Here is a 15,607-nt window from a genome sequence, read left to right on the forward strand (position 1 = left end):
ATGACCGAGCGACCTTTTGACCTCGCCACTTCCCGCCGCGCATTCCTTGCAGGATCCAGCGCATTCGCAATGATATGGGGGATGGATGACGCTCTTGCAGCCGCCAAAGAGAAACCTGCGCTGGCGGGGCACAGCCGCCTGTCCGCGTTCGACATGTCTGACATAACGCTGTTGGAGAGCCCGTTTCTTCACGCCCAGCGGATGACCGAGGCCTATCTGCTGCGACTTTCGCCGGACCGGATGCTGCACAACTTCCGCAAGAATGCCGGGCTGCAACCGAAAGCGCCGGTCTATGGCGGGTGGGAGTCCGAGCCGCTGTGGGAGGATATCAACTGCCACGGCCATACCCTGGGGCACTACCTCTCGGCCTGCGCGATGGCGTTTCGCGCCACAGGCCACGCGGAGTACCGTACGAGGGTGGACTACATCGCCACGGAGCTTGCCGCCTGCCAGAAGGCTGCGGGATCGGGTCTGGTCTGCGCCTTTCCCAAGGGGGCGGCGCTGGTCATGGCGCACTTGCGCGGCGAGCCGATCACCGGCGTTCCGTGGTACACGCTGCACAAGGTCTATGCCGGCCTTCGCGACGGTGCGGAACTGGCCGGGAGCAGCAAGGCCCGGCAAGTTTTGCTGGTGCTGGCCGACTGGGGGGTGGTTGCCACCCGCGATCTGTCGGACGAGGCATTCGAAGCCATGCTCGAGACCGAGCATGGCGGGATGAACGAAATCTATGCCGATCTCTATGCGATGACCGGCAACGCGGAGTACCGCACGCTGGCGGAGCGATTCTCGCACAAGGCGATCCTGCGACCACTGGCGCGAGAACGCGACAATCTCGACGGGCTGCATGCCAATACGCAGGTTCCCAAAATCGTCGGCTTCCAGCGGGTCCACGAGGTGACAGGATCGGCGGAGTACCATCGCGCGGCTGACTTCTTCTGGCGCACTGTCATAGGGGCGCGCTCCTTTGCGACCGGCGGGCATGGCGACAATGAACACTTCTTCCCGGTGGCCGACGGGGCGGCGCACGTCTTCTCGGCCAAGGGATCGGAAACCTGCTGCCAGCACAACATGCTCAAGCTGACGCGCGCGCTGTTCATGGCCGAGCCGAAAGCGGAATATGCCGATTACTACGAAGGCACGCTGTACAACGGTATTCTTGCCTCGCAGGACCCGGACAGCGGCATGGCGACCTATTTCCAGGGGGCGCGCCCCGGATACATGAAGCTTTACCACACGTCCGAGGAATCCTTCTGGTGCTGCACCGGGACCGGGATGGAGAACCACGTCAAATATCGTGATTCCATCTACTTTCACGATGGTGATAGCCTGTGGGTCAACCTGTTCATTCCATCCACGCTGAATTGGCGGGCCAAAGGCGCGGAGCTGACGCAGGAAACGGCATTTCCCGAGGCGCCGCAAACGACGCTGGTCTGGAATTGCGACAGACCGTTGTCAGCCACGCTCAACTTGCGCCATCCCGGCTGGAGCCGCAGCGCCACGGTACTGGTCAATGGGGCCGAAATCCTGACTTCGACCGAGCCGGGACGGTTCGTTCCGATCAGCCGAGAGTGGCGCAACAGTGACCGGGTGACGCTGGTTCTGGCAATGGAAACCCATGCGCAACCGCTGACCGCTGCGGATGACATCGTCGCCTTCAAGCACGGCCCGATTGTGCTGGCAGGTGCATTCGGCGCTGTCGCTCCGGGAAGCGACATCGTCGTGAACGAGCGGTTGTACGGCAGCTACAACAACGAGTCCGTGGATGTACCGCGCCTTGTCGGGACGGGTGGTGATCTGGCCCGCCGAATCGGCAGGACGCACACCCCGCTACAATTCGAACTCCCCACAGCAGATGGCGCGACTGTCAGGCTCCTCCCCTACTTCCGGATCGCCCACCAGCGCTATGCAACGTACTGGAAGCTTGGCTGATCAAATATTTCCCTTCACCGTCAGCGTGAAGATCGGGCCGATCAGGCGGTCGCGGGTTTCGATGAAGGCAATAGGCGCATTCGGACGGGGACCGGCGAAGACTTCGCGGTCCCAGCGCTGGCGACCGTTGAGGAGGTTGTTGGCGCTGGCTTTAACGGTCAGGCCGAACACGTTCTTGTGCTCGATGTAGACGCCGGCAAACACAGGGCCTTCGAAGCTGCGGCCACGCTCGAAGCGGCGATGGTAGAGCGAGGCGTGATTGTATTCGTAGGAAGCGCCGGCAGCCCAGTCGGTCCCAGGGAAATCCTCGCGGAAGCTCAATTCCCAGTAACGATCAGTAATGCCGCCATAAGGAATGCGGTGGGCCGGATCGCAGGGATCGCGCAACGACGTGAAAGTCAGTTCGACGTTGAAATCGAGGCGCGCGCCCTTGAGGCCGAGCGGATCGAACTGCAGCGTGGTATTGCTGACGATCTGGCGTTCGCGCGCCGAGCCGATGTTGCCAATGGATTCGCCGTTCGCCCCGATCGGCACGACAGTCACGTAGTCCTGCACCTGGCGCCCGACGAGACGCAGCTTGGTTGAACCCAGGGCGCCGAACGTGCGATTCAGTTCGAGTTCGGCGGACCAGTCCTGCTGCGGCACGAGATCGGCGTTGCCGCTGTTGGCATTGCCATCGTCGAGGAAACGGCGGGCAAGGAAATCATAGAACGACAACTGCCCGACCGAGCGCTTGATCTTGAACGAGACATCCAGGCTCTTCGCCGCCTTCCAGCCGAGCGAGAGCGAGCCCTTGGGCCGGAAGAACGAGCGGCTGAGGTTGGCTTGCGTGCCGGTGGCGCCGGTCTGCATGAGCGTGGACTTTTCTGCCCCGGCGATCAGTTGCAGCGTCAGCTTGCGGGACAGCGGACGGCTGAATGACAGGCTCGCGTCGTAGCGGTCTTCCTTCACGCCGCCCGTTCCTTCGGGGAAGGGGACGTCGACGAACTGGCGGGTTCCATCCAGTTCAGCCAGCGTGGCGACGTTCTTCAACGAATTGAAGGCGCCCTCGCCTGCCAGTTGCCAGTCGCCGCCCAGCATCTTCCATGAATATTCGGCGCGGGCGATGCGTTCGGAACTGTCGCCGGTCTGGGCGAAGCGATCGCCGATTGCTGGATCGCCATTGCCGAATGTGGTGATGACCTGCTGGCTGTAGGGTTCGTGCTCCTGGCGGTTGAGGCCGATCAGCTTGAGTCGCCCCGGTCCAAGGCCGAACTCGTAATCGCCGCCCAACTCCCAGTTCCGGGCCGAGGACTTGTCGAGCAGATCACGCACCGCGGTCGACCCATCGGCATTGGTGCGCACCGAATGTTCGGTGAACTGGCGAGGTACGCGCTGGAACGAGCCATTGAGGTTGGCGATCGACTGGCCCGGCCCGTCGATGGTCAGGCGCACGGCAAGCTTGGGGTCATCGCGGCTGGCCTTGACCACATCCTGCCGCGTCTGGATGACAGCGCCGTTGCGATCGGTGATGATGGTCGGCCCACCGGCCGCCCCGCGATTGGCGTTGTTGGTCAGGCTGACGGTGTATTCGACCGGCCCCTTGCGGCCCGATACCGAGACTTCGCCACTGGTATAGCGCGGATCGGCATAGTGCGGCCGGAATTCGGGATTGTAGCGGAACTGGCCGGAAAAGCTGGACGAGCGCGCGACGACGTTGGCGACCTGACCGGTCAGGCCGGGAATGTCGAGCGTGGCACCGTCGACCAGTTCGATGCGCTCGACAGTGGATGCCGGAATGCGCGAGAGCTGGGTGTAGATATCGTCGGACTTCGAGGAGAGGCGCTTGGAGTTGACGAGGACATTGCCGCTGGCCTGCCCAAGACCGCGTGCTTCCTCGCCCTCGCGGATGGTAAAGCCGGGAACCTGGCGCAGCATGTCGAGCGCATTGCGCGGGGCGAAGCGTTCAAAGTCTGCCGGGGTGAAAGTGGCGCGATTGCCGGTTGACTGAGCGGCGGGCGGCGCGGTTTCAGGCACCGGCTCCTCGGCTTGCGCGGGCATGGCAAGGGCGAGCAGTGCGCAGCCGGAAAGCAGGGCAAATTGTTTCTGCGGAAACTTCATGCCCCGCCGATGGATCATCCCGGCAGCGGTTACGTGCAAGGCTCGACCAACGACATGCGCAGGCCGACCAAGGCTGTTCGCGCAGGAAGATCAGCCCGAAAGGCGCATCCTGTCACGCAGCACGTCGATCGCGATCCGCTCGATCTCCTCGGCCGGGCGATCGGCCACGAGCAGACGCCCAAGCGATCGCTGCTTCTGCGCGATCAGATCGATCGCCTGAAGCTTGTCCATGTGCTTCAAGGCGATGTCCATGTCGGTGCACAGCGCAGAGCCGAGGGCTTCGACCTCTTCAGCAAGCTCTTCGAGCACGACCGCAATCTGACGGTGAGTGGCCTGCGCCATCAGGAGATCCTCCCTTGGCTCAGGCAGCTTCGGCGACGTGGGCACCGTCGGACAGCGAGGCCAGGTTCAGCACCATGACCATGCGTTCTTCAATCGCGGCAAGGCCTTCGAGGAAAGGTACGACCGTATCGCCGGCAGATGTCGGCGGTGGCGGCTGCAGCGCATCGCTGTCGAGTGTGACGATGTCGCTCACCGAATCGACGATCCAGCCCGAGATCTGCGCCCCCTGCTGGGTGACGATGATGGCGTGGCGGGGCGTGGCTTCGGTGGCGCGCCAGCCCAGGCGGGCGGCAAGATCGATCACCGGCAGGACCGTACCGCGCAGATTGACGACACCGGCCACATAGGACGGCACGCGGGGCAGGCGGGTTGTCGGCGACCACGCGCGGATTTCGCGGATGGCCATGATATCAAGACCGAAGACCTGACCTTCAACTTCGAAGGTTATCAGTTCGCGCAGCATGGTTTTCGCTCCTGTTTCAAATCAGTGGGCCACGCGGCGGACCGCGGCGACCAGCTTTTCGGGATCGAACGGCTTGACGATCCAGCCGGTGGCGCCGGCAGCACGGGCACGGGCCTTCTTCTCGTCCGAACTTTCGGTCGTCAGCACGAGGATCGGGCGATCGCGGTGACGGCTGCCTTCGCGCAGGCGCTCGATCAGGCCGAAGCCGTCGAGACGGGGCATGTTGATATCGGTGATGACGACATCGACCTCGTTCATGGCCAGCCAGTCAAGCGCGGCCATGCCGTCTTCGGCCTGGGACACGTCGAAGCCGTGGCCCGAAAGCGCATGGTTCAGGAGCGCCCGCATCGAGGGGCTGTCGTCTACGGTAAGGATCCGGGTGGTGTTGCTCATGGAGGGACTCGCTTCTCGGGATCAGAACAGTTCGACGTCGCCGCGGGCGACCGCCGGGCGCGGGGTGGGTTGGACAGGAGGCGCGAACCGGTCTTCCACCGTGCGGAGGCGGACCTGGCCCGAGGCCGGGCGGAAATCGACGCGGCGGGCATTGTTGCCCCCCAAGTCCTCGCGCATCAGGCGGATGCCTTCACGGCGCAGGAAATCTCGTGCGAAGTCGGCATTCATCGTGCCGATTCGCATCATGTTGCGGTTAACGTTGGCACCGCCATAGAGGTGGGCGCGCAGATTGGCCTTGCGCGCCCCCTTCGACAGCATCTCGTTTACCAGCAGCTCCATCAGGTAGACGCCGTAGTGCTCGTCGACCTGGGTGCCGGGTGCATTGGCCGGCGGTTCCGACAGCAGGAAATGGTTCATGCCGCCAACCCGTGCCTCGGGATCGTAGAGGCAGGTCGCGACACACGAGCCGAGCACGGTCGAATACTCGATCGACGGACTGGCGCTGGCAAGCGCCTGCCCCTGCATGACGGTTACCCGTTCAAGCGGGGGAGCGCCGGGGATGGGGATTTCCGCGCTCATCTCAGGCCGCCTTGCTGAAGGCGTGACGGGCGATTGACCCCAGCGGCGCAATGATGCGCGCAGCCCCGAGGTTTATCGCCGCGCGCGGCATTCCGAACACGGTGCAGGTTGCCTCGTCCTGCGCGATCGTGCGTGCGCCCGCCTGGGCCATGGCCAGCAGACCCTGTGCGCCGTCTGCGCCCATGCCGGTCAGCAGGATACCGACCGAACGCGCACCGACCGCCGCCTCGGCAACCGAGGCGAACAGCACGTCCACGCTTGGCAGGTGGCCCGATACCGGCGCTCCCGCGCGCAGCTTGCAGTGCAGCGTGTTCGAACCACCCAGCGAGAGGTGGCGATCATCGCCTGGCGCAAGGTAGACGTGGCCGTCCTTCAGCGGCAGGTCCGGCTCGGCCAGAAGGATGCGCGGCGGACAGCTCTGATCCAGCGTGCGCGCAACGGCCGGCGCGAAGCGGGCGTTGATGTGCTGCACGATAAGGGTTGGCGGGCAGTCGGCAGGGAAGCCGGCAAGAACGGTCTGCAGCGCCTCGACCCCGCCGGTGGACGAGCCGATGGCAATGAGCGCGGGCCGATCGGCAAGCGTGCTGCGCGCTTCCTGGGCAACGCGGGCCGTGGCCGGCGTACGCGCGGTGAAGCGCACCTTGGCCGCCTCGCGAATCATCGTCGCCAGCCGGCCAGCATCATCGAGCCCGGTGCCGCCGCCCGACTTGGCGTAGCAATCGACGGCGCCCAGAGCCAGCGCGCGGGCAGTGGTATCGTTGCCTTCCTGCGTCGAACCGGAGACGATGATCACCGGTGTCGGGCGCAATTCCATGATCTTGGCGAGGAAATCGAGCCCGTTCATGCCGGGCATCTCGACATCGAGAGTGACGACGTCGGGATCGAGCTCGCGGATCATCTGCCGCCCTTCGGCCGCATTGGCGGCCGCGGCGACGACCTCGATGTCCGGCTCCTTGCCGAGCCGGTTCATCAGGATCGCGCGCATGGTGGGCGAATCCTCGACGATGACGACGCGAATGGTCATGCAGCCCTCTTTCTGTAGATTGTCGGCCCCATCGACACGAGATGCTCCAGCGCAGGTCCGGTCACGCGTTCGGAATGGCCGATGTAGAGCCAGCCTCCCGGCACGAGCTTTTCGGCGAAGCGCTGGATCAGGCGCTCCTTGGTGGGGTTGTCGAAGTAGATCATGACGTTACGGCAGAAGATCACATCGAACTGCCCCTGCATCGGCCAATCACCCAGGAGATTGAGCGAGCGGAAGCGCGCAAGTTGCTGCACCTCGGGAGCAATTGTCGCCTCATCGCCCGAGACGCGCGTCCAGAGCCGGCGCAGGGGTTCCGGGACGGCCTTGACATCCTCGGCGCGGTAGGTCGCGGCGCGGGCCTTGGCGAGTGCGTGGGTGGCGATATCGCTGGCCAGCAAGCGCACGTCCCGCCGCGCGATGTTGCTGCCTGCCGAAGCATCATCCCCGAGCAGGGTCATCAGCAGCGACCAGGTCTCTTCCCCGCTCGAACATCCCGCCGACCATAGCCGGACCTTGCCGCCGCCGTGCAGTCGCTGGACGAAACCCGGGCGGACGTCGCTTTCGAAATGCTCGAAGTGATGGGCCTCGCGGTAGAAGAAGGTGTGGTTGGTCGTCAGCGCGCAGATCGCCTTCTGCCTTTCGGCGGCGTCTTCGCGAATGCGCAGGACATAGGAGCCGAACGTGGCACAGCCCGAGTTGCGCACCAGTGGCGCCAGCCGCGAATAGACAAGCATGGCCTTGCCGGTCGGCAGGACAATGCCGGCCTCCGCATGGGCGATTTCGGAAATCGCGCGGAAGTCCGCTTCGTCGAACACACCGGGGCTGACCCCGGGCATCGAGGCGTCAAGGACGTCGAGCAGACTCATGCCGCCTCGGCGATGGCATGAGAGGCGCCTTGCGGGGCAACCGAGCCAGGCGAGGACAGGCTGCGCGAGACGAGGCTGTCGACATCGACGATCAGGGCAACGCGCCCATCACCAAGGATGGTGGCACCGGCCACGCCTTCGACCGAGCGATAGTGCGTGTCGAGGCTCTTGATGACGACCTGGCGCTGATCGCAGATCGCATCGACCATCAGTGCGGCCCTGCCTGCGCCTTCGGTCTCGACCACGATCAGCACGCCTTCGCGCGGATCGACCACGGCATCCTGCGCGCCGACGGCGAGGCACAGCGGGATGACCGGTATGAACCGCCCGCGCACATTGATCATGCAGCGATTGGCGCCCAGCCCCTGCACCTCGTGCGGCTCTGGGCGGAGGCTTTCGACGACGTTGGCGAGCGGGACGACAAGGGTCTGGTCCCCGACGTTGACAACCATGCCATCGGAGATCGCCAGCGTCAGCGGCAGCGTGAGCGTGAAGGTGGTGCCCTTGCCCGGCTCGGATTCGATGGTGATGCGCCCGCCGAGATCCTTCACGTTTTGGCGGACCACGTCCATGCCGACCCCGCGGCCCGAGACGTTGGTGACCTGTGCGGCGGTGGAGAACCCAGGCGCGAAGATCAGAAGGTCGATCTCTTCCTTCGACAACACGGCATCGGCGGCGATCAGGCCCTTTTCCACGGCCTTGGCGAAAACGCGCTCACGGTCGATGCCCTTGCCGTCATCGGCGATGCGGATGAGAATGCGGCCCGAACGATGCTCGGCCGAAAGAGTCAGCGTGCCCTCGGCGGTCTTGCCGGCAGCGATGCGTTCGTCGGCAGGCTCGATGCCGTGGTCGACGGCATTGCGGATGAGGTGGGTCAGCGGCTCCCCGAGACGCTCGATCACGGTCTTGTCTAGTTCGGTGCTTTCACCCGAAACCTCGAGGCGGACGTGCTTGCCGGTCGAGGCGGCAAGTTCGCGCAGGATGCGGGGCACGCGGCTGAACACCGAGCCGATCGGCTGGGCGCGTATGGCCATCGCCGATTCCTGGATATCGCGGGTCAGACCCTCGATCATCGCCATTTCCTCGGCGACGGCCAGCCCCTGGCCGGCGAGGCGCTGGGCCATCATGGCCTGAGCGATGACGAGTTCGCCGACAGCATCGATCAGCTTGTCGAGCTTGCCCAGTTCAATGCGGATCGACTGCCCGGGGGCAGGCGGTGCAGGCGGTGCCGAGCCATTTGCTGCGCCACGCGATGCTACATCGTCTGCCGCAACGGGCATGCTTGCAGGGGCTTTTGCGGCAGCGGCAGGTTCGACGGCAGACACGCTGGCAGGAGCGGCCGGGCTTGGCGCTGCGGCAGGGGCCTGGGGCGGCTCGGGATGCTGCACCGGCGGCATTTCCCCATCGGGACCGAAGGCAAGCGAGCAATCGTCGCCAACGAAATCGAAGATGTCGCGCACGGCGCTTTCATCGACGCTGGCAGGAAATGCGAAGGTCCAGCCCAGGTAGCCGGTGCCGGTGTCGAAGGAATCGAGCGGCGGGATCGAGGAGACGTCACACAGCGTGCAAGTACCGCCAAGATCACTCATCTCGCGCAGCATGAGCAGCGGTTCGCTGCCGTTGCGCATGGCGCCGGCATGGGGTCTCACGCGGACCTGCCAGCGTGCTTCGGGCGCCGCAGCCTCGGCGTCTTCTGCCGGGGCAATCTCGCCGGAAATATCGTCGAGCAAGGCGTCGAGATCAAAATCGAGGTCGAAATCGTCGGCCTCCGGCGCGACCGCTTCGACGGCTGGTGCGGTGGCTGCGGGCAATTCAGCGGGAGCGGCCGGCGCAGCAGATGCCGCAGAGCCGGCATTCGCGGCCATGGCTGCCGTCAGCTCAGCCTGCAGCGCGCTGTCTTCAGGCGGTTCGCTGCCGTCCCGCGCGGCGGTGACGTGATCGCTTAGGGTATCGAGCGCGCGCAGCATCAGGTCGGTCAGCGGCTCGGTAATGGGTACTGTCCCATCGCGCACGTCGGACAGCAGCGTCTCGAACGTGTGCGTGAAGCCCTGAAGCGCCACGTAACCAAACGCACCGGCACCACCCTTGATCGAGTGGACGCCGCGGAAGACCGCGTTGACGGTGTCGCTGTCCTGCGTTCCTTCGCGGCATGCGACAAGACCCTGTTCTGCCGCACCAAGCGATTCCTCGCATTCGGCAAAGAAGATGGCCTGGATTTCTTCAGCGGTCATGCCAGCACTCCGGAGAACAATTCGTCGGAAAGGCCTGTGAGCCTGGCGATTTCCTCGAGCTCACGCGAAGGGGCGATGACTGCGCCCTCGGCTGTCTGGCGTGCGCTGATGAGCAATTGCAGCATGGCTTGCCCGATCTGGCGGCACTCGCGCGCATCGATCTGCAACGGACCTGATCCGAGCGATGCGATCATTTCGGGCAGCAACGCCTCGGCGGCGGCGCGATCGCATCTGGCTGGCAAGATGATCGAGGACATGAAGCTGCGCTTCCTCCGGCTGGACTGCCCGCGCCCCGAGAATCGGTGTGCGAGTGCTATTGCTGTCGGAGTAGACGAGGAGGGGCAAAGGCTGGCTTTCCCGCCGGATAGGGTGAGATACGTAAGGCAGGACACATGAATTGATCGGCCCTTCGCGCGTAACAGGAGGACACGGCGCAAGCCGCAAGTTCAAGAGGTTACTGCGACATGCATGAAGCACGCGTTCTGGTTGTCGATGATTCTGCGGCCATGCGGGCCCTGTTCTCCGACATCCTCGATCAGTCCAAGAACGTTACGGTGATCGGCGCCGCGGCCAACGCTGCAGAAGCACGCGAGCAGATCAAGGAACTGCGTCCGAACGTGGTGACGCTCGATGTTGAAATGCCGGGCATGAGCGGCATCGAATTCCTCGAGGAGATCATGGGTTCCAATCCGATCCCGGTCGTCATGCTATCAAGCCTGACGCAGGCGGGGACGGAAACTTCGCTGAAGGCCTATGCTCTCGGCGCGGTCGAATGCTTTCCCAAGCCGCTGAAGGCAACGCCCGAGCAGTTCAGCAAGTCCGTGGGCAAGCTGGGCAAGATCGTGCTGGCCGCAGCCAACAGCAACGTGAAGGATCGCAAGGCACCGCGCGAACGCAAGGTCGCCGAGACGACCTTCGAGTGGAACGGCCATATCCTGGCACTGTCGGCTTCGATGGGCGGGATCGACGCGCTGACGCAGCTGCTTGACGATTTTCCCGAGAAGTGCCCGCCGACGGTCGTTGCCCTCAATGCCGAACCGGGCATCGTCGAGACATTCATCAAGCGCATGGATGGCGAGCTCAAATGCGCGGTCAAGGCGGCCAAGGATGGCACGCCGCTGACGCCAGGCACGATTCACATCGGTTACGATCCGGACCGCCACATGGTGATCGAGCCTGGCAGCCCTGCGAAGCTGCGTCTCATCGATCGCGATCCGGTGGACGGCATGCGCCCTTCGGCCAACCTGCTGTTCGGATCCATCGCACGCGGCGCAGTCCCGGCGGCTGCGGCAGTGCTGACCGGTATGGGTGCCGACGGTGCCAAGGGGCTCAAGCTGATGCGGGACCAGGGCTGCAAGACCTTTGCCCAGGACCGCAAGAGCGCGCTGGTTGCCGAAGCACCGACAGCCGCGATCGAAGCGGGTGCCGCCGAACAGGAAGTGCCGCTCGACGACCTGGGTACGGCCCTCATCGCCTGTTGCAATATCGGTTGACCCCTAAGGGCTTGCTGCGCTGGTCAGTCCCCTCCGGCGCGGCAAAAAGCAGAGCCCGGAACCGCAAACCGGTTCCGGGCTCTTGTCATTGGCGGGCCATCGGAAGGATCAGCCTGCAATGCTGTGCATCATCGCTTCGCGGATCTCGGTGAAGTCCTGCCGGATCACGGCCAGCTTGTCCGCATCGAACCGCGTCACGCAATCGAGCACGGCATTTCGCGCCGACTGGTAAAGCTGGACGAGCGCGCCCGCTGTGGGGTTGGACATGTCGACGCCCATCTGCAGCGCGGTAAGTGCGGAAACGGCGCGGGTAAGGGCAGCGCTTTTCGCCTGATTGTCGGCGCGGTGCTGGGCGTGGATGGCCCGCCCGATCGAGCCGATGACCTGTTCTAGGCACAGGTCGACAAGCTGGCGAGAATCCGCGCCGCGGACCCGCGCATCGAAATCAACGCGGCGGTAGGCTTCGGACGGGTCATTGCGGTGATGATGCAGCATATCAGTTATTGCTCGAAGCGTTCCAGGCACTGATTTGTGCCTTCAGGAACGAGAGTGTGGATTGGGATCCGCTGACGCGGGTGTCCATCGCCGCGAAACGCGTGACGAGTTGCTGGCGCAGGGCTTCCTGCTTTTCTGCAAAGGCGGCGGAACGCTCTGCCAGCGTCTTCTGCAGGGCCGTATTGCGCGTGATTGAACTACCCAGCGAGATGCCGGTCGTTGAACTGGCATTGCGCGCGACCTTGTCGATCGTTGCAAAAACGCCGAAAATTCCTGTTGTCCACATTGCCCCGGCTTCCTGCGGCGAAGTCTTGAGTGTCTGGTTCAGGCGATCCGTATCAAGGCTGAACGTACCGTCGCGCTCGGTCTTCAGCCCCAGATCTGCCAGGGTTGCCGGAGCGCCGGGTGCCGCATTGATCATGATCCTCTGGCCCGCGAGCGACATCAGCGCAGTCCGCAGTGCGCGGGCACCGGGATCGTTGTTCAGCTCGCCCGTATCCTTGTTCATGGCCTGATTGAGCTGCTGTGCAACCTCGTTCAGCGCGTCCTTGAGGTCGCTCATTGCCGTGGCAATGCCGGACGATGGATCGCTGAAGCTGATCGTTGCCGGATTGCCGACGTTCGTTGCCGTCAGCTTGAGGTTCAGGCCGGCGACCGCGTCATTGATCGTGTTGCTCGTTCCCGAATAGGCAACGCCGTCGAGCATGTAGGCGGCATCGGTTGCGGTCGATTTAAGCTGGGTGGTGTTCGTCGCCGGAGTCCACGCAAGGTCCGAAAGCGCCTCTCCGCCCACCGCAGGCGTGGCTTCGATGATGAAGCCGCTGTTGGCGCCCTCCTTGCCCTTGATCACCAGTTGCGCTCCGGCAGAACCGTTGGCGACATAGGCCGATACGCCAGCGCCCGAAGCGTTGATGGCGGTGGCTACATCGGCAAGCGTCGCTCCGGCGGGGACGGTTATATCGACCGCATCCTGCGCAGCATCCGCAGTGAACGCACCGCCCGAAACGGTGCCGAAGCGCAGCGTCAACGTGCCCTCGCCCACGGGAGAGGTCGAAGAAGCGAAAGCGGGCAGCACCAGCTTTTGCGCATTGGCGAGGGAAGTCACTTCCAGGCTGTAGGTGCCCTTGCCGCTCAGAGTGCCCTTGCTGACCGTAGCGACGCTGGCGTTCGAGATCGAGGGCTTGACCGCGAGATCGCCCGTGCGGATCAGCGAACCGATCGAGGTGGCCAGGGTACTCATCAGCGACTTGAGATTGGACGCGCTCGAGATTTGTGCCGTCAGCTTGTCGGTCTTTGCCGAGAGCTGGTCGATCCGCGTTGCGAATTGGGCAGCCGCGAGCTGTTCGGCAAGCTGCGCGGTATTGATGCCGCTGCCGCCGCCCAGCGCCGAGACGATCTGTGCGGTGGCCGAGGTCGATGACGTCGAGGAGGTGGTGGTTGCCATGAGACTTAGGACGGCCGCGCCGATGCGGTCTTAAGGTCAACCACCGCTTCGGGACGTCCTTCTGCGTCGAACCGCATGTGGATCGGCAGATCGATCGCCGGCAGTTGCACATTGTCGCCGCGCTTCAGCGAAAGAACGAAGGCTAGGACCGAGGCCACGGCGGCGTAGAGGTCCTCACGGATCATCTGGTTTTCGCGCGTCGTGAAATAGACCGAACGGGCAAGCGGCGGCATTTCTATGGTCGGTATGCCGCGCTCTGCGGCCAGTTCGCGCATCGCGAGCGCCTTTTCGCCGCGCCCCTTGGCGAGCACGACAGGTGCCGGCGCGAGTTCGGGATCGTAGACCATGGCGACGGAAAAGTGCGTCGGGTTGGTGATGACGAACTGCGCCTTGGCCATGGCCTGCTGCATCGCGCCCATTGCAAACTGGCGCTGCTTGTTGCGAATGGCGGCCTTCTTCTCGGGCGAGCCTTCGGCTTCCTTGTGCTCGTCCTTGATCTCCTGCAGCGTCATGCGCAGGCGAAGATAGCGGCGTACCCACTGGATGGGGAAATCGAGCAGCGCGATCACGAGCAGGCCGGCAGACAGCGCAAAGGCGAGCGAGGTGATCGTGTCCCAGGCTGTGACGAGCTGGCCGTGGATGTCGCCCTGCCCCAGACCCACAAGGTCGGAGAGCCTGCCCGAAGCCCACGACCAGGCAATGAAGCCTAGCAGGATGAGCTTGGCGAGGCCCTTGCCCAGTTCAACCCAGCCCTGCGGCCCGAACATGCGCTTGAGACCCGACAGCGGATTGATGCGCGAGGCCTTGGGGGCAAGGTTCGAAGGAATCCAGCGACCGTCGGACAGGCCGATCTGCGAAAATACCGAGGCCGCCAGCACCATGAGGCCCAGCAGGAATACAGGCGGCAGGACGGCGATCATCGCACCGGTCAGCAGCTTGGCGGGGGCAAAGTCCTCGATCGCGGCGCGGTCCAGCGTGAACGAGGCGCGTAGCGTGTCCTGCAGCGCGTCCATCATCCACGGACCCGCAAACTTGAGCCAGAGCGCACCGACCAGCACGCCGACGGCAGTGGCGAGATCCTTGGAGCGCAAGACATCGCCGTTCTTGGCGGCATCCTTCTTGCGCTTCTCTGTCGGGGCAAAGGACTTTTCGCCTTCCTGCTCGGCCATCGCGCGCCTCCCCTACTTTGCGACCAGCGCGGTGGCATGGCCGACCGCCGTGGCGGAGATATCGACCATCACGTCGGTCAGCATCGGTGCGGCGGCGATCATCGCGGCAAGGCCGGCGAGCACGCCCGCCGGCAGGCCGAGCGAGAAGAGGTTGAGGCTGGGCGCCGAGCGGCTGATGATGCCGGTGGTCACCTGCACCAGCAGCAGGATCAGCGTGACCGGCAGCGCGATCAGCAGCGCGGTGACGAACATCTGCCCGGCGAACTGGGCGATCAGGTCCATGCGCCCGGCAGCAAGCCAGGGCGTGCCCGGTGGAAAGGTGCGATAGCTTTCGACCAGCAGTGCGATCCAGTTGAGGTGGGCGCCAGTGCCAAGGAAGATCACGGTGAGCACGACCGCGAAGTACTGCCCCATGGCGGGCGAGTGCGCGCCGCTGACCGGGTCTGCCGTGGTGGCGATGGACATGCCCATGCCACCGCCGATGATTTCGGCGGCGAGCGTCGGCGCGGCGAAGGACAGTTGCAGCGCAAAGCCCATGGCAAGGCCGATCAGGACTTCGTTGGCAGCGGACAGCAGCCCGGTGATCGAGAGCAGCGCGGTCGGCGCCTCGACCGGGGTCCAGCCGCAGACCAGCATGGCAATCGCCGCCGAGGCAACGATGCGGATCTGGTAGGGAACGGTGCCGGTTCCGAACAACGGCGCGGCAAACATGGCCGCGGCAATGCGCGTCATCACGAACATCCAGCGCCAGAAGTCCGCCTCGAGCGCGCCAAAACCGAAGTTCAGTTGCAGCACGGTGTCAGCCCTTGCCGGTCATGGCGATCTGATCGAAGATTTCCTTGGTGAAATCGCCGATCAGGCCAAGCATGGCCGAGCCGAACAGGACCAGCACCAGCGCGGTGATGGCAAGCTTCGGCACGAAGGTGAGCGTCTGTTCGTTGACCGAGGTTGCCGCCTGGATCACGCCGACGACGAGACCGACAGCAAGCGAGGCGATGAGGATCGGCGCGGCGACCAGTGCCGTGATCCACAGCATCCGGTCAGCAAGGGCGAGAAGCGATGCGGTATCTTCCATGGAC

Annotated in this window: 16 protein-coding genes; 2 read left to right on the forward strand and 14 right to left on the reverse strand. The window is 64.3% G+C overall.

The window, feature by feature from the left end:
• Positions 1–81 precede the first annotated feature (81 nt).
• On the forward strand, positions 82–1,929 hold the full coding sequence (locus B9A23_RS09125) for a beta-L-arabinofuranosidase domain-containing protein (RefSeq protein WP_254895057.1): 1,848 nt from the start codon (positions 82–84) through the stop codon (positions 1,927–1,929).
• Here B9A23_RS09125 and B9A23_RS09130 read toward each other — a convergent pair whose 3' ends face one another.
• The 9 genes from B9A23_RS09130 to B9A23_RS09170 form a co-directional block, all read right to left on the reverse strand.
• The gene (locus B9A23_RS09130) at positions 1,930–4,047 is read right to left on the reverse strand and encodes a TonB-dependent receptor plug domain-containing protein (protein ID WP_254895058.1); all 2,118 of its coding nucleotides are present in this window, start codon (positions 4,045–4,047) and stop codon (positions 1,930–1,932) included.
• 72 nt (positions 4,048–4,119) lie between these two features.
• Positions 4,120–4,371 (reverse strand): hypothetical protein, encoded by a 252-nt coding sequence (locus B9A23_RS09135; RefSeq protein ID WP_084278549.1) that lies wholly within the window; start codon positions 4,369–4,371, stop codon positions 4,120–4,122.
• A 19-nt stretch (positions 4,372–4,390) separates the two neighbouring features.
• Positions 4,391–4,834: a chemotaxis protein CheW gene (locus B9A23_RS09140; protein ID WP_084278550.1), complete on the reverse strand. Its 444-nt coding sequence runs from the start codon at positions 4,832–4,834 to the stop codon at positions 4,391–4,393.
• Between the two features lie 21 nt (positions 4,835–4,855).
• Positions 4,856–5,227, reverse strand: coding sequence for a response regulator (locus B9A23_RS09145; RefSeq protein ID WP_084278551.1), 372 nt, complete (start codon positions 5,225–5,227; stop codon positions 4,856–4,858).
• A 21-nt stretch (positions 5,228–5,248) separates the two neighbouring features.
• Positions 5,249–5,806, reverse strand: a complete 558-nt coding sequence (locus B9A23_RS09150) for a chemotaxis protein CheD (protein ID WP_084278552.1) — start codon at positions 5,804–5,806, stop codon at positions 5,249–5,251.
• Position 5,807: 1 nt separating this feature from the next.
• On the reverse strand, positions 5,808–6,830 hold the full coding sequence (locus B9A23_RS09155; protein WP_084278553.1) for a protein-glutamate methylesterase/protein-glutamine glutaminase: 1,023 nt from the start codon (positions 6,828–6,830) through the stop codon (positions 5,808–5,810).
• Complete coding sequence (locus B9A23_RS09160) at positions 6,827–7,696, reverse strand: CheR family methyltransferase (RefSeq protein ID WP_084278554.1); 870 nt, start codon at positions 7,694–7,696, stop codon at positions 6,827–6,829. The genes B9A23_RS09155 and B9A23_RS09160 overlap by 4 nt, the downstream gene beginning before the upstream one ends.
• Positions 7,693–9,927, reverse strand: a complete 2,235-nt coding sequence (locus B9A23_RS09165) for a chemotaxis protein CheA (RefSeq protein ID WP_084278555.1) — start codon at positions 9,925–9,927, stop codon at positions 7,693–7,695. The genes B9A23_RS09160 and B9A23_RS09165 overlap by 4 nt, the downstream gene beginning before the upstream one ends.
• Positions 9,924–10,184 carry an STAS domain-containing protein gene (locus B9A23_RS09170; RefSeq protein WP_084278556.1) on the reverse strand — a complete coding sequence of 87 codons (261 nt, stop codon included), beginning with the start codon at positions 10,182–10,184 and terminating at the stop codon, positions 9,924–9,926. The genes B9A23_RS09165 and B9A23_RS09170 overlap by 4 nt, the downstream gene beginning before the upstream one ends.
• Positions 10,185–10,391: 207 nt before the next feature.
• Between B9A23_RS09170 and B9A23_RS09175 the strand changes: the two genes are divergently transcribed.
• Positions 10,392–11,420, forward strand: a complete 1,029-nt coding sequence (locus tag B9A23_RS09175) for a chemotaxis protein CheB (protein ID WP_084278557.1) — start codon at positions 10,392–10,394, stop codon at positions 11,418–11,420.
• Positions 11,421–11,528: 108 nt separating this feature from the next.
• Here B9A23_RS09175 and fliS read toward each other — a convergent pair whose 3' ends face one another.
• Genes fliS through B9A23_RS09200 form a run of 5 tightly spaced genes read right to left on the reverse strand, consistent with a single transcriptional unit; the run spans position 11,529 to position 15,603 of the window.
• The gene (fliS, locus tag B9A23_RS09180; protein WP_084278558.1) at positions 11,529–11,915 is read right to left on the reverse strand and encodes a flagellar export chaperone FliS; all 387 of its coding nucleotides are present in this window, start codon (positions 11,913–11,915) and stop codon (positions 11,529–11,531) included.
• A 1-nt stretch (position 11,916) separates the two neighbouring features.
• Positions 11,917–13,359 (reverse strand): flagellar filament capping protein FliD, encoded by a 1,443-nt coding sequence (gene fliD / locus B9A23_RS09185; protein ID WP_084278559.1) that lies wholly within the window; start codon positions 13,357–13,359, stop codon positions 11,917–11,919.
• A gap of 5 nt (positions 13,360–13,364) precedes the next feature.
• Positions 13,365–14,528, reverse strand: coding sequence for an EscU/YscU/HrcU family type III secretion system export apparatus switch protein (locus tag B9A23_RS09190; protein WP_084278560.1), 1,164 nt, complete (start codon positions 14,526–14,528; stop codon positions 13,365–13,367).
• Between the two features lie 12 nt (positions 14,529–14,540).
• Positions 14,541–15,323 carry a flagellar biosynthetic protein FliR gene (gene fliR, locus B9A23_RS09195; RefSeq protein ID WP_084278561.1) on the reverse strand — a complete coding sequence of 261 codons (783 nt, stop codon included), beginning with the start codon at positions 15,321–15,323 and terminating at the stop codon, positions 14,541–14,543.
• A gap of 4 nt (positions 15,324–15,327) precedes the next feature.
• Complete coding sequence (locus B9A23_RS09200) at positions 15,328–15,603, reverse strand: flagellar biosynthetic protein FliQ (protein ID WP_084278562.1); 276 nt, start codon at positions 15,601–15,603, stop codon at positions 15,328–15,330.
• Between the last annotated feature and the right edge of the window lie 4 nt (positions 15,604–15,607).

The organism is Novosphingobium sp. B1 (assembly GCF_900176395.1).
GTDB lineage: Bacteria > Pseudomonadota > Alphaproteobacteria > Sphingomonadales > Sphingomonadaceae > Novosphingobium.

Bases quoted from the DNA above. Each gene is read 5' to 3' on its own strand.
- B9A23_RS09145 (WP_084278551.1), bottom strand. From the start codon at position 5,227: ATGAGCAACACCACCCGGATCCTTACCGTAGACGACAGCCCCTCGATG.
- B9A23_RS09200 (WP_084278562.1), bottom strand. From the start codon at position 15,603: ATGGAAGATACCGCATCGCTTCTCGCCCTTGCTGACCGGATGCTGTGG.
- B9A23_RS09190 (WP_084278560.1), bottom strand. From the start codon at position 14,528: ATGGCCGAGCAGGAAGGCGAAAAGTCCTTTGCCCCGACAGAGAAGCGC.
- B9A23_RS09135 (WP_084278549.1), bottom strand. From the start codon at position 4,371: ATGGCGCAGGCCACTCACCGTCAGATTGCGGTCGTGCTCGAAGAGCTT.
- B9A23_RS09175 (WP_084278557.1), top strand. From the start codon at position 10,392: ATGCATGAAGCACGCGTTCTGGTTGTCGATGATTCTGCGGCCATGCGG.
- B9A23_RS09130 (WP_254895058.1), bottom strand. From the start codon at position 4,047: ATGATCCATCGGCGGGGCATGAAGTTTCCGCAGAAACAATTTGCCCTG.
- B9A23_RS09155 (WP_084278553.1), bottom strand. From the start codon at position 6,830: ATGACCATTCGCGTCGTCATCGTCGAGGATTCGCCCACCATGCGCGCG.
- B9A23_RS09140 (WP_084278550.1), bottom strand. From the start codon at position 4,834: ATGCTGCGCGAACTGATAACCTTCGAAGTTGAAGGTCAGGTCTTCGGT.
- B9A23_RS09125 (WP_254895057.1), top strand. From the start codon at position 82: ATGGATGACGCTCTTGCAGCCGCCAAAGAGAAACCTGCGCTGGCGGGG.
- B9A23_RS09165 (WP_084278555.1), bottom strand. From the start codon at position 9,927: ATGACCGCTGAAGAAATCCAGGCCATCTTCTTTGCCGAATGCGAGGAA.
- fliD (WP_084278559.1), bottom strand. From the start codon at position 13,359: ATGGCAACCACCACCTCCTCGACGTCATCGACCTCGGCCACCGCACAG.
- fliS (WP_084278558.1), bottom strand. From the start codon at position 11,915: ATGCTGCATCATCACCGCAATGACCCGTCCGAAGCCTACCGCCGCGTT.
- B9A23_RS09150 (WP_084278552.1), bottom strand. From the start codon at position 5,806: ATGAGCGCGGAAATCCCCATCCCCGGCGCTCCCCCGCTTGAACGGGTA.
- B9A23_RS09170 (WP_084278556.1), bottom strand. From the start codon at position 10,184: ATGTCCTCGATCATCTTGCCAGCCAGATGCGATCGCGCCGCCGCCGAG.
- B9A23_RS09160 (WP_084278554.1), bottom strand. From the start codon at position 7,696: ATGAGTCTGCTCGACGTCCTTGACGCCTCGATGCCCGGGGTCAGCCCC.